General features: G+C 42.4%; 10 protein-coding genes and 6 tRNA genes. 8 read left to right on the plus strand and 8 right to left on the minus strand.

Annotation, left to right across the window (positions count from 1 at the left end):
* Positions 1-20: 20 nt before the first annotated feature.
* Positions 21-1,334 carry a sugar MFS transporter gene (locus tag ACVBIU_RS09900; RefSeq protein WP_447163685.1) on the plus strand — a complete coding sequence of 438 codons (1,314 nt, stop codon included), beginning with the start codon at positions 21-23 and terminating at the stop codon, positions 1,332-1,334.
* 278 nt (positions 1,335-1,612) lie between these two features.
* Here the strand turns inward: ACVBIU_RS09900 and ACVBIU_RS09905 are convergent.
* The 6 genes from ACVBIU_RS09905 to ACVBIU_RS09930 form a co-directional block, all read right to left on the minus strand.
* Positions 1,613-1,688: transfer RNA gene (locus ACVBIU_RS09905), tRNA-Thr, on the minus strand.
* Between the two features lie 53 nt (positions 1,689-1,741).
* A tRNA-Phe gene (locus ACVBIU_RS09910) sits at positions 1,742-1,817 on the minus strand.
* Positions 1,818-2,707: 890 nt separating this feature from the next.
* Positions 2,708-2,783, minus strand: a tRNA-Thr gene (locus ACVBIU_RS09915).
* Between the two features lie 53 nt (positions 2,784-2,836).
* Positions 2,837-2,912, minus strand: a tRNA-Phe gene (locus ACVBIU_RS09920).
* Positions 2,913-3,626: 714 nt separating this feature from the next.
* Positions 3,627-3,702, minus strand: a tRNA-Thr gene (locus ACVBIU_RS09925).
* Between the two features lie 53 nt (positions 3,703-3,755).
* Positions 3,756-3,831: transfer RNA gene (locus ACVBIU_RS09930), tRNA-Phe, on the minus strand.
* 410 nt (positions 3,832-4,241) lie between these two features.
* Here ACVBIU_RS09930 and ACVBIU_RS09935 point away from each other — a divergent pair.
* Both ACVBIU_RS09935 and ACVBIU_RS09940 read left to right on the plus strand, forming a co-directional pair.
* Complete coding sequence (locus ACVBIU_RS09935) at positions 4,242-4,790, plus strand: cytochrome b (RefSeq protein ID WP_447160479.1); 549 nt, start codon at positions 4,242-4,244, stop codon at positions 4,788-4,790.
* Between the two features lie 92 nt (positions 4,791-4,882).
* On the plus strand, positions 4,883-5,470 hold the full coding sequence (locus ACVBIU_RS09940) for a YceI family protein (protein ID WP_447163684.1): 588 nt from the start codon (positions 4,883-4,885) through the stop codon (positions 5,468-5,470).
* A gap of 136 nt (positions 5,471-5,606) precedes the next feature.
* Here the strand turns inward: ACVBIU_RS09940 and ACVBIU_RS09945 are convergent, their stop codons facing one another.
* Positions 5,607-5,885, minus strand: a complete 279-nt coding sequence (locus ACVBIU_RS09945; protein WP_012276265.1) for an oxidative damage protection protein — start codon at positions 5,883-5,885, stop codon at positions 5,607-5,609.
* Positions 5,886-5,887: 2 nt separating this feature from the next.
* Entirely contained in the window at positions 5,888-6,952 is a 1,065-nt protein-coding gene (gene mutY, locus ACVBIU_RS09950; RefSeq protein WP_447163683.1) for an A/G-specific adenine glycosylase, read from the minus strand.
* A gap of 232 nt (positions 6,953-7,184) precedes the next feature.
* On the opposite strand from mutY, the gene trmB reads away from it, so the two are divergent.
* The 5 genes from trmB (at position 7,185) to ACVBIU_RS09975 (ending at position 11,583) form a co-directional block, all read left to right on the plus strand.
* Positions 7,185-7,898, plus strand: coding sequence for a tRNA (guanosine(46)-N7)-methyltransferase TrmB (gene trmB, locus ACVBIU_RS09955; protein WP_447163682.1), 714 nt, complete (start codon positions 7,185-7,187; stop codon positions 7,896-7,898).
* 50 nt (positions 7,899-7,948) lie between these two features.
* A complete protein-coding gene (locus ACVBIU_RS09960) occupies positions 7,949-8,275 on the plus strand; it encodes a YggL family protein (RefSeq protein WP_447160483.1) in 327 nt (108 codons plus the stop codon).
* Positions 8,275-9,189, plus strand: a complete 915-nt coding sequence (gene glsB / locus ACVBIU_RS09965; protein ID WP_447160484.1) for a glutaminase B — start codon at positions 8,275-8,277, stop codon at positions 9,187-9,189. The genes ACVBIU_RS09960 and glsB overlap by 1 nt, the downstream gene beginning before the upstream one ends.
* Positions 9,190-9,459: 270 nt before the next feature.
* Complete coding sequence (locus tag ACVBIU_RS09970) at positions 9,460-10,275, plus strand: YggN family protein (RefSeq protein WP_447163681.1); 816 nt, start codon at positions 9,460-9,462, stop codon at positions 10,273-10,275.
* Between the two features lie 366 nt (positions 10,276-10,641).
* Complete coding sequence (locus ACVBIU_RS09975) at positions 10,642-11,583, plus strand: LysR family transcriptional regulator (protein WP_447160486.1); 942 nt, start codon at positions 10,642-10,644, stop codon at positions 11,581-11,583.
* Positions 11,584-12,113: the final 530 nt, after the last annotated feature.

The following is a 12,113-nucleotide window of genomic DNA, read 5'->3' on the forward strand; positions in this document are numbered from 1 at the left end:
ATAAGAAGCAGGTTTAATACATGACAGCAACGACTCAGGCTCAAGTTAGCCCCAAGAGCAGCTTACTGCCTATGACCATTATAGGTGTGCTCTTTTTCATCTTCGGATTTGTGACTTGGCTTAATGGCTCACTGATCCCCTTCCTTAAAATCATTTGTGAGCTTAATGAATTCCAAGCGTTATTTGTTACGTTTGCGTTCTATATAGCTTATACGGTGATGGCACTACCAATGTCATCGATACTTAAGAAGACGGGTTATAAAAATGGTATGGCGATAGGCCTAGCTATTATGGTTGTTGGCTCATTACTCTTTATTCCCGCTGCCCAGAGTGCCAACTTTATCCTATTCCTAGGAGCGTTATTTGTATTGGGTACGGGATTGACCATTTTGCAAACCGCATCTAACCCTTATGTTGTGCATATTGGCCCTAAAGAAAGCGCCGCAATGCGTATTAGTATTATGGGTTTGATTAACAAAGGTGCTGGTGTCATCGTACCTATCTTATTTACTGCATTGGTATTATCAGGTTTTGAAAATTTTACTGCCGATCACTTAGCGGCATTGAGCGAGGCCGACCGTTTAGCGCAGATCAATGAGCTATCATCAAGACTGGTGATGCCTTATATTTATATGGCTATAGCACTGACGTTCTTAATTGGTTTAGTTAAGTTTTCATCGCTGCCAGAGCTAGAGTTTGAAGTGGCTGATGATCATCAAGAAAAGGGTGGTATTACTCACTTTCCACAAGTGGTACTAGGCGCAGTTGCTTTGTTTGCTTATGTTGGTGTCGAGGTTATTGCTGGTGACACAATTGGTTTGTACGGTGAGAGTTTAGGGGTAAATAACTTTGCTTCACTGACGTCTTACACCATGGTGTTTATGGTGTTTGGCTACATTATTGGTGTGACTTGTATTCCTAAGTTTATTAGTCAAGAAAAGGCACTACTTGGCTCAGCTCTAGCGGGGATTGCCTGTATTATTGGTGCTGCGTTAGGTTCTCGTGAAAGCACAATGATTGCTGATATTCTTTGGGGCTGGAGCGGTATTCCGGTGATCCCTGATACGGTGACATTTGTCGCTATGATGGGTTTAGCTCATGCACTTGTATGGCCATCAATCTGGCCGTTAGCACTAGAAGGTTTAGGTAAGTACACGGCTCAAGGTTCAGCTCTATTAATCATGGGGATCTCAGGTGGTGCAATCTTACCTTTAGTATTTGGTAAAGTGGCCTACTTTGCAGACAATACACAGGTTGCGTATTGGGTTGGCTTACCTTGTTATCTGTTTATCTTATTCTACGCCTTAAAAGGCCATAAGATGCGCAGCTGGTAATCAGCTTAGTCACTCTGTCATGCCTCTTTAATGTTGAGGTTTGATCCATAAAGGAGCCTAAGGGCTCCTTTTTGTTTTTTTAAGGGCAAAGCATGGCAAAGGTGGGAAAAGCGTTCAGGAACAACATAACGCTTATACAAAGTGCTAGAGTGCTATAGGAGACGCATGGGAGGTTAGGCGTCTATCTCGTTAGATTTTTCTTTAGTATTAAGAACTTTAAATGATGAGCAATTACAGATACAAAAAAGCCACTCTATTGAGTGGCTTTTTTGTTTTTATGGTGCCGGCACCAAGAGTCGAACTCGGGACCTACTGATTACAAGTCAGTTGCTCTACCAACTGAGCTATGCCGGCTTATTTGTTTAACCAGTCAATTAACTATTGTTAAGTCACTCATTAAAAAATGTTGGTGCCCGAACCCGGAATCGAACCAGGGACACGAGGATTTTCAATCCTCTGCTCTACCGACTGAGCTATTCGGGCAACTAATCGCTACTAATGTAGGCGTTAGATTTGCTACTTCAAACACAGCATTTAAAGCCTGTCTCGTTTGGAGTGCGCGTATAATATAGTGATGTTTTATAAGGTGCAAGTGCTTTTTTGTTTTGTGGCGATGAATCGCAATCTAAAGCTGTCTAAAGTAAGTTATTTACCACTGTCATTGCTCAAGTACTGCTCAAGATAGTGCGTTTAGACACAGATTAAGACAGTTAATGATGACGATTTTATTGCGTGGGTTAGCTATTGCTAACAGGTGGCTTTTGAAAATAACCACTGACTGAAGGCTCATTATACCAATCAGTATAAGAAGTTGATCTACTCAGAGTGTTTCTTGGCAAACTCTTTCAAGGCGAATGGATGACATAATAGTTGTTTCCTTCTGAGCCTATTCAATGCAGAAGGAGGCCGCAAAAACGCTCCTTACAGGCAAGTTTTAGCGGCTCTGATACTGTGTAACGAGCTTAAACGTAAAATGACTATGCTCTTCACTCGTTGCAAACCACATGGTCTTGTATGTTCCCCACATACATAAGACATTTCCTCTATCCGTTAAGGTTTGCTGCTGGAAATATCATAAATGCATGCTTGTATGAATACACGACTATATGAAAACAAGGCTATATGAATACAAGGCTATATGAATATAGGAGGCTGAGTAACGCAGGCGCAGTTACCGAAGAGCCATGAATGGCCTTGCCTCTGCAGCGCTAAGCTCTGGCTGAGGGAGCAAATCTTTATACTGACTTTGATTACCTGTTAAAGGGGGAGCAGCACCAGTAGTGTTTTAAACGTTAACCGCATGTCGACTAAGAATACATTGTTAAATTACAGACACAAAAAAGCCACTCGAAGGAGTGGCTTTTTTGTTTTTATGGTGCCGGCACCAAGAGTCGAACTCGGGACCTACTGATTACAAGTCAGTTGCTCTACCAACTGAGCTATGCCGGCTTATTTGTTTAACCAGTCAATTAACTATTGTTAAGTCACTCATTAAAAAATGTTGGTGCCCGAACCCGGAATCGAACCAGGGACACGAGGATTTTCAATCCTCTGCTCTACCGACTGAGCTATTCGGGCAACTAATCGCTACTAAATGTAAGCGTTAGATTTGCTACTGCAAACTTGATGGCGTTAAAGCCAGTCCCGTTTGGAGTGCGCGTATAATATAGCGATGTTTTTGAAGGTGCAAGTACCTAAGTGTGCAACTGCGCAACAAATAAGCTCTCCCCGAGGTTTGCGCTTGTTTTTAAGGCTGCTTGAGCTTTATTTACGCAGTGGCGCCATTTGCTTCGCCACTATGAGCTGTAAGCTTTCACAGCAAAGGGGTAAGTCAGGTAAATATGTTTGCTGGCAAAGCAAGATACTATGAACGCTAGGTGCTATGAAAAATAACCGAATCATGATGCTTGCGATTTAAACAGTAAGCAAAGCCGTCAGTTTCAGTCGTAAGTTCATTAGTAAGCTAAGCAGAATTTAGCAAAAGGCGTTAGCAAAAGTAAGCTATAGCTAAAAAGGGTAGGTTGCAGTCATTCGAAATCGATTGAATCGGGCTGCGTCACATTGGGTTTGGCTAAATCAGGTTTCATTAAATTAATTGTGATAGTTAAGTATGCATGAGTTACAGTGGCTACCTGACACAAATTATTCAGTCAGGTGAGCAATCCCCTGTGTGATAGAAAGATAATTTATTGAGTGATGTAGCTTAGGTATAGATTGGGTATAGCTTTGGGAATATGCTTGCTGATTTTAGATACAAAAAAGCCACTCTATTGAGTGGCTTTTTTGTTTTTATGGTGCCGGCACCAAGAGTCGAACTCGGGACCTACTGATTACAAGTCAGTTGCTCTACCAACTGAGCTATGCCGGCTTATTTGTTTAACCAGTCAATTAACTATTGTTAAGTCACTCATTAAAAAATGTTGGTGCCCGAACCCGGAATCGAACCAGGGACACGAGGATTTTCAATCCTCTGCTCTACCGACTGAGCTATTCGGGCAACTAGCGATACATAAATGTAAACGTTAGATTTGCTACTGCAAACTAGATAGCGTTAAGGCCTGTCCCGTTTGGAGTGCGCGTATCTTATAGCGGGATATAAAATCCTGCAAGGGCTTTTTTACTCATTAATGATTGTTCGGCTAGTTTGTGTGCAGCTTGATAAATCAGAACAATCAACTGAGCCGATGCGCTCATCAATTGATTAACCGTTGCGCTATTAATAAAGCGTTAACGAAAACAGCAATAGTAATACCGCGATGTTTGAGCTGCTTTATTCAACCATGAGCAGTTTGCTTAGCTATCGAGCAAAACCTTTCTAAAAAATAGAATTTAACCGCCTAAATTTACTGGTTTTATGTTTAAAAATAGTTTGTATGATGGGGTCATTAACTAGGTGCTTGGAAAATTATGTTTCGCAATACAGATAACTCTTACGGCTTGGTGGCCATTTTGATCCATTGGTTATCAGCCATCGCTGTGATTGGACTGTTTGCCGTCGGCTTTTGGATGGTCGATTTAACCTATTACAGCAGTTGGTACCAAACTGCCCCCCATCTGCATAAGAGTATTGGGTTGTTATTGCTGCTACTGACTTTAATTAGACTCGTTTGGCGTTATTTTTCGGTTAAACCGGCCGAGTTGACGACCCATAAGCCTTGGGAAAAACGTGCAGCTCACTTAGCGCACAATGCACTTTATCTATTAATGCTGCTGATTATGCTCAGTGGTTATCTCATTTCGACGGCGGATGGCAGAGGTATTTGGATATTTGATTGGTTAGAGGTGCCAAGTTTTGGTGAGTTGATAAGCAAACAAGCCGATATCGCTGGGGCTATTCATCAATATTTAGCTTATGGGCTAATTGCTCTGGTGGTTATTCATGCTATAGGCGCATTCAAACATCACTATATTGATAAAGACAAAACCCTAAGCAGAATGATTAAGCCATTGCCATAGGGCCTTAAAGTTACGCTGCTATGGCAGCAAAGATTAACCAGCTCAAACGATTTAGCTCATTTAATCGAGCGCACGATAAACAAGGATAGAATATGAACAGCCAATTTTTAGCTCTAGCATTAACAGCATCAGTAACCACTTCTATGAGTATGGTAAGTACCGCGCAAGCCGCAGACTATGTGATAGATACAGAGGGCGCGCATGCCTCTATCGAATTTAAAGTAAGCCATTTAGGTTATAGCTTTGTGGTAGGCCGTTTTAATCAATTTGCAGGTGATTTTAGCTTCGATATCAACAATATTGCAGATTCTACAGTCAATGTGACCATTAATACAGCCAGCGTCGATTCTAATCATGCTGAGCGAGATAAGCATTTACGTAGTGGCGACTTCTTAAATACGGGCAAATTTCCGCAGGCACGCTTTGTATCAACATCAGCAGTAGACAAGGGCGACGGCAATTTTGTTATTAATGGTGACTTTACTTTTAATGGTGTCACAAAGCCGTTAGCCATAGATGCCAAAATAATAGGTGAGGGCAGTGACCCATGGGGCGGCTATCGTTCAGGTTTTGTTGGCAGCACTGAATTTGCCTTAAAAGACTATGACGTTAAAGTCGATTTAGGGCCAGCATCAGCTAATGTGGTTTTAGATTTAGTGGTAGAAGGAATTCGTAAGTAATTTCAAGTCACCAAAAAGTGCTTTAAATAGATAAAACAAAACGCCGCTTAAATTAATTTAAGCGGCGTTTTTGATGACGTTACATTGTGGCGCAGACTAAAGCTGCGACCAGCTCGAACTAATGCTAAACAGTCAGTTACTCGTCGTCTTTTTGCGGCACGTAGCCTTCAATTTCGACATCTTTACCTTCAAACAAAAAGTTTACCATCTGCTCTTCTAAGAACTTACGGTCATCAACATTCATCATGTTCAGTTTCTTTTCGTTGATCAGCATGGTTTGCTTTGACTGCCAAAGTGCCCAAGCTTCTTTACTGACATTGTCGAAAATACGCTTGCCCAAGTCACCTGGGTAAAGCTGAAAACCTAGGCCTTCTGCTTCTTTGTTTAAGTACACGCAGTTTACTGTGCGAGCCATGATTACTCCTTAATTAATACAGAACCTAAGTCAGCCAGAATTCGCTCAGTAGCGGCGGCTAAACCAACTTTAGGTGGATGAGATAAGTTATACCAGAGCGCGGAACTTTGTTCCATGATCTGGTTATTGCTAATACCACTTACTCGGACCAACACCGGCTGGATATCGAGGTGAAAGTGGCTAAAAGTGTGTCTAAAACCGACTAACTCTTGTTGCGAGGTCATTTTTAGTTGCTTGTCTTTAATATAAGCGTCGAGTTCGGCGCGCTCTGCAAATTGAGGAAAGCACCAGAGACCGCCCCAAATACCCACGGGTGGTCGTTTCTCAAGATGCACTAGATGCTCATCTTCTATGACTAATAGCCAAGCAAACTTTTCTGGAATAGATTTCTTTGGTTTTTTACCTGGATATTCGGTCTGCCGGCCACTTAACTGGGCTTTACAGTCTATGGCTACAGGGCATTGGGCGCAGTTAGGCTTGGAGCGCGTACAGACAGTTGCACCAATATCCATCATGGCCTGATTATATTTTTGAATATCTTTAGCTGGGGTTAACATTTCGGTTAATTGCCAAAGTTGCTGCTCGACAGGTTTTTTACCTGGCCAGCCTTCGATTGCACCATGGCGAGCTAAAACACGCTTCACATTACCGTCGAGAATAGCAAAGTTGAGTCCTAAAGATAGCGAAAGCACTGCACCTGCCGTTGAACGACCAATACCAGGTAATGCCAAAACATCATCAAAGTGAGTTGGAAACTCGCCATTAAAATCAGACTGCATTATTTGTGCGGCTTTATGTAGGTTTCTGGCGCGCGCGTAATAACCAAGTCCAGTCCAGTGATGCAGCACTTCGTCCTGCTCGGCACAGGCTAGGCTATCAATATCTGGAAATCGTGCGATAAACTTTTCGAAATAGGGGATAACCGTAGCAACTTGCGTTTGCTGGAGCATGATCTCTGAAATCCATACTTTATATGGGGTTTTATTGAGTTGCCAAGGAAGTTGTTTACGACCAAAGTTGTCGTACCATTCGATAATTCTTGTTGAAAAAAGCGCGGTAGTTTTCATCGGCGCAGTGTAACTTTAGCCTAGGGTTTAAACAAGCAAAGCACAGGGCTTTTTATGGCAAAGTGGCTGGAGTTGTAAGCAAAATATGGCTTATTTAGCTGTAAAGCAAAGGCACTGCTCGCACAAACTGAGATTATTGGTATAATTTCGCCACAATAAGGCTTGCACTGAAGGTTGAACTTTGGATAATGCCTTTCTTTTTTAAATTATGCTGTCTTAAGCGAGGGCGAAAATGAGCGACGTAACAACCGCTGAATTCAATGAAGAAGGTAAATACCTTCGCAAAGTGAGAAGCTTTGTATTGAGAGAGGGCCGTTTAACTAAAGGCCAAGCTCAAGCAATGGAGCAGCAATGGCCAATCATGGGCCTAGATTACACTCCAGAATCGATTGATTTAGTCGAAGTATTTGGTCGTGAAGCAGATACCGTTCTAGAGATCGGCTTTGGCATGGGCGCGTCATTGGTAGAAATGGCTAAGGCGGCTCCTGAGCTTAACTTTATCGGTATCGAAGTGCATAAACCCGGCGTCGGTGCATGCTTGGCAGAAGCTGCTGAAGCGGGCGTGACTAACTTACGTGTTTATCACCATGATGCAATTGAAGTACTTGAAAATAGCATTGCTGAAGGCAGTCTGGCTTGTGTGCAATTGTTCTTCCCAGATCCTTGGCATAAAACTCGTCATCATAAGCGCCGTATCGTTCAAGCACCATTTGCTGAATTGATCCGCAAGAAACTTAAGGTTGGCGGTGTATTCCATCTGGCAACAGATTGGGAAAACTACAGCGAACATATGCTAGAAGTGATGAATGCCGCGCCTGGTTATAAAAACCAATCTGAGACAGGTGATGTTGTTGAACGTCCAGATCATCGTCCATTGACTAAATTCGAAGCGCGTGGCCACCGTTTAGGTCATGGGGTTTGGGATCTTATGTTTGAGCGTGTTTAAGCGCTAAACCGAATTTATATACTGTAAATAAGCTATCTAGGAGAACAACCATGGCAGCAAACCGTAGCCGTCGCTTACGTAAGAAATTACGCGTTGATGAGTTCCAAGAGTTTGGATTTGACGTTAACTGGATTTTTAATGAGTCAGTAACAGAAGAGCAAATTGATGCAATCGTTGATCAGTTTATCGATGAAGTGATTGAACCTAACGACCTAGGTTATCACGGCGGTGGACACAAAGAGTGGGAAGGTATTATTGCCACTCAAGGTATCGGCAAGTGTACAGAAGAGCACCGAGCTGCAGTTAAAGCATTCTTTGACGCTCAACCTGTATCTGATCTCGAAATTGGCGAGCTTTACGATATTTGGTGGGGCTAATGCCTGAATTGGCATTACTTGAAGAGATCCTAGAAAAAGTACGACCTCTTCTAGGACAGGGTAAAGTGGCTGACTATATTCCAGCCCTTGCCCAAGTTGATGCTAATAAGTTAGGTATTGCAGTGACGACCTCTGACGGTGTCACTATAGGGGCTGGAGATTATCTCGAGCCCTTTTCAATTCAGAGTATTTCTAAGGTATTTAGTCTTACCTTGGCGCTAATGCTGTATGAAGAAGATGAGATTTGGTCGAGAGTCGGTAAAGAACCCTCAGGCCATTCTTTTAACTCTTTAGTTCAAGTTGAATTGGAAAAAGGCTTACCGCGAAATCCATTTATCAATGCTGGTGCGCTGGTTATTGCCGATCTTTTGCAAAGTCGTTTAGGTGCGCCTAAGCACCGTATGCTTGAGATTGTTCGTGGTTTAAGTGAAAACAATAGAGTGGGATACGATAAAATCGTTGCCGCATCTGAATATCAACACAGCGCAAGAAACGCCGCGATAGCTTACTTGATGAAATCATTCGGTAATTTTAATAACGACGTTGATACTGTGTTGCACAGCTACTTTCACTATTGCTCACTTCGCATGAGCTGCGCAGATCTTTCCCGTGCTATGTTTTACTTAGCTAACTCAGGTAAAAGCCTTGCTGGTAAACAGTTAATTAGTCCTGTACAGAATCGGCAGTTAAATGCGTTATTAGCCACATCCGGCCTTTATGACGGTGCGGGTGAGTTCGCTTATCGCGTCGGTATGCCGGGTAAGAGCGGTGTCGGCGGTGGCATTATCGCGGTGATCCCTGGTGACATGTCTGTATGTGTTTGGTCTCCGGAGCTTGATGCCAATGGCAACTCTTTAGCGGGCACGGCAGTGTTAGAAGCCTTGAGTCAGACTTTAGGCCGTTCGATTTTTTAGTTTTACTCAGTCAATTGTCTACAGCCAGTCACTATAGTCAGTTTCTACAATTAGTTCCTACATCAGTATCAACATCAGCTGTTTTTGATATTTGGCCAATTGTTAGCTTAATTGGCCAAATATATTATTTAGCAGCGTGTATCACCTCTATACAACTCAAGTGATAACCTTTAAAAACATGGTGTTAGCTTGTTTGGCATGGTCTGTGCTTTATTTACATCAAGATTGAAAATAATATCATACAGACTATAGCGATAAAGGATTGATGCGATGAAAAAACTACTTACCTCTGTTGGGATCTCAGCCGTGTTGCTATCAGCAACGAGTCTACAAACCGTTGCCGCTCATAGCGACCAGTCAATGAATAAAGAGTGCGAAGTCGCGCTTAATTATGACGTCACGGTAGAGCCTAAGAAACTGATTGTCAGTGAGGTTGGTGATGAAAAGTATCGCATCGAAATGGATGAGCTATTTGTTAATGGCAAGCAAGTGTCACTTAATAAACAGCAGCAAGCATTAGTGAGTCAGTATTCACAAGAGGTTTCTTCGCAAGTACCTGAGGTGATTGAACTGGTTAATGATGCGGTTGGAATGGCTTCTTCTGCAGTGAGTCTTGCGTTAACCCCACTGTTAGGTGATAGCGCAGGTGCTAAGATTGACGAAATGATGTCAGGTCTTGAGCAACGAATCGAAAGCGTAGCGTACCAACATGGCGATACGTTTTACCTTGGCTCGACAGAGTCATCACTAGAAGATGCCTTTGGAGAGGAGTTTGAGCAAGAGATGGAAGAGTTAGTGCAGAACTCACTCGGCAGCATGATGATGACTTTAGGCGCACAAATGATGTCGGGCGCCGGTGATAGCTTTGAACAGAAGATGGACTCTTTTTCTCAAAAGATGGAAACCATTGGTGATGATATCGAGATGCAGATGGAGCAGCAAGCCGCTGATCTAGAAGCCCGTGGCGAAAAGCTATGCGAAAGATTTAAAACCTTAGTGGTACTGGAGCAACAGTTGCGTGACGAGATCCCAGAACTTGCTAGCTATCCTTTAGTTGAATCCTCTAATACCACTATGCTTGAGTAAACATTACTTCACTGGACTCGTTACTAAGATATACGCTTGGTAAAACAATGAAGTAAAGCTGTTGCCTTGATTGATTTGCAACCTCCCCTGCATCCCCCCTTTATGCAGGGGTTTTTACATTTAAAGCCTCACTAGACTTTTGTACTACCGATCCCCTTTGTACCTAGCCCAAACTACATATTTGATGAGTTATGGGGATTTTTTGGTATACTTCTAAAAATAAAAACAAAAACCAACTATTGGTTACATAATACAAACTCTACTCTAGCGTACATATATTCACTTAAGATATTGTTTTTAATAGAAAACAGCATGTCTTAGCGATGGAAGTACTATTACTGTCGTAAACACCTTAAGGCGATTTACATGTTAGAACTTTTAGAACCAATCGCAATTTTTACCCATGTGGCTCGAGCGGGCAGTTTTAGCTCTGCGGCGAGAAAGTTAGGCATATCAAAGTCTAAAGTAAGTACCCAAGTGGCCGATCTGGAGCATAAGCTTGGTGTTCAATTGATTCAACGTACCACAAGAAGCTTGAGTTTAACTGAGGCGGGCCATCTATTGTATGCCCAAGGAGAAGAGTTATTAAGAGATGCCGACCAAGCTGTTGCTAGCGTTCATAATCTTAATGATGCTACCCGAGGCGTATTGAAAGTGGGTATTTCTCAGTCATTCGGTACCATGCACATCATCCCTGCTTTGCCAGAGTTTATGGCTAAGCATCCAGAGCTCGAACTTCAAGTTAGCTTACTTGACCATAAAGTCGACGTGGTTAGTGAAGGTTTAGACCTACTACTTACGATGTCAGAGCAATTGCCACTTGGGATGGTTGCAAGACCACTGATGAAATGCCAGTTCTTGTTAGCCGCGTCGCCATCATATGTAGAGAAGCATGGTGTACCTAGCCGCCCAGAGCAGTTAGTAGACCATAACTGCTTGGTATATCAAGGTGAATGGCATGAGCACAGTATCTGGCAATTTAAGCAAGGTGATGATTACTGTGAGATTGGCGTAACAGGTAATTTCAGAGTCGATAATGCCCCAGCATTAAAGTCGGCGGCGGTAAGCGGACTCGGTGTGGTTTATCTAGCAAGCTATCTGCTTGAAGATGAGCTGGAAAAGGGGACTCTGGTGCCAATTCTTGAAGACTGGCAGTTGACTCATCATTTGCCATTACAAGCGGTTTACCCAAGACGTAAACACTTAGCACCAAAGGTCAGTGCCTTTATTGATTTTATAAAAGATCATATCGGTACACCGCCATATTGGGATGCGCCTTTAAAAGAATTGTATGCAAAACGTAAGTAAAATGGAGAAACATTGTTTTATATTTTGAACAGTGTGAAATCTTGCTAATGTAGTGAGTTCTTAAGTGCTTTTTATTCAATCACTTAATCCCTGCTGTACATTGTTTAGTCAAGCTGAATTTAGCCTTGGCTAAACAACTTAAAATCATTTCAGTTGAAGTTTGTTCTCGTTTTAATACAATTGCAGGCAGTTGATTCAAAAGTTCTGAGTCCTATAGTGTAATCGAGAATGACCCCTCTCTATTGCGCTATACAGAGCAGCTAAAAGCATTTTGCATCAATGCTGACAGACGGTTTAAGAACTAAAACAATGTCAGCCTTAAAACCATCACCTAGTTTGGTTTACCCCGGTTATTTATAGCCGGGGTATTTTTCTTTTTGGGCTGTACCAAAGCTTAAATACCTTCCCTTGTTCTGCATTTGAAACAGTTTGAAGTTCGTTCTATATCAAGGTCTTTCACTTTTGAATCATTTCAGTCTGGTGAATAATGAAAGTCGTGAGCAGTCTGCTTACTGGGCTGGCAGGTGAAC

The organism is Shewanella sp. 30m-14 (assembly GCF_052977125.1).

Coding starts and splice junctions, on each gene's coding strand:
- ACVBIU_RS09940 (WP_447163684.1), top strand. CDS start 4,883: ATGAACAGCCAATTTTTAGCTCTAGCATTAACAGCATCAGTAACCACT.
- ACVBIU_RS09900 (WP_447163685.1), top strand. CDS start 21: ATGACAGCAACGACTCAGGCTCAAGTTAGCCCCAAGAGCAGCTTACTG.
- mutY (WP_447163683.1), bottom strand. CDS start 6,952: ATGAAAACTACCGCGCTTTTTTCAACAAGAATTATCGAATGGTACGAC.
- trmB (WP_447163682.1), top strand. CDS start 7,185: ATGAGCGACGTAACAACCGCTGAATTCAATGAAGAAGGTAAATACCTT.
- ACVBIU_RS09935 (WP_447160479.1), top strand. CDS start 4,242: ATGTTTCGCAATACAGATAACTCTTACGGCTTGGTGGCCATTTTGATC.
- ACVBIU_RS09975 (WP_447160486.1), top strand. CDS start 10,642: ATGTTAGAACTTTTAGAACCAATCGCAATTTTTACCCATGTGGCTCGA.
- ACVBIU_RS09960 (WP_447160483.1), top strand. CDS start 7,949: ATGGCAGCAAACCGTAGCCGTCGCTTACGTAAGAAATTACGCGTTGAT.
- ACVBIU_RS09970 (WP_447163681.1), top strand. CDS start 9,460: ATGAAAAAACTACTTACCTCTGTTGGGATCTCAGCCGTGTTGCTATCA.
- glsB (WP_447160484.1), top strand. CDS start 8,275: ATGCCTGAATTGGCATTACTTGAAGAGATCCTAGAAAAAGTACGACCT.
- ACVBIU_RS09945 (WP_012276265.1), bottom strand. CDS start 5,885: ATGGCTCGCACAGTAAACTGCGTGTACTTAAACAAAGAAGCAGAAGGC.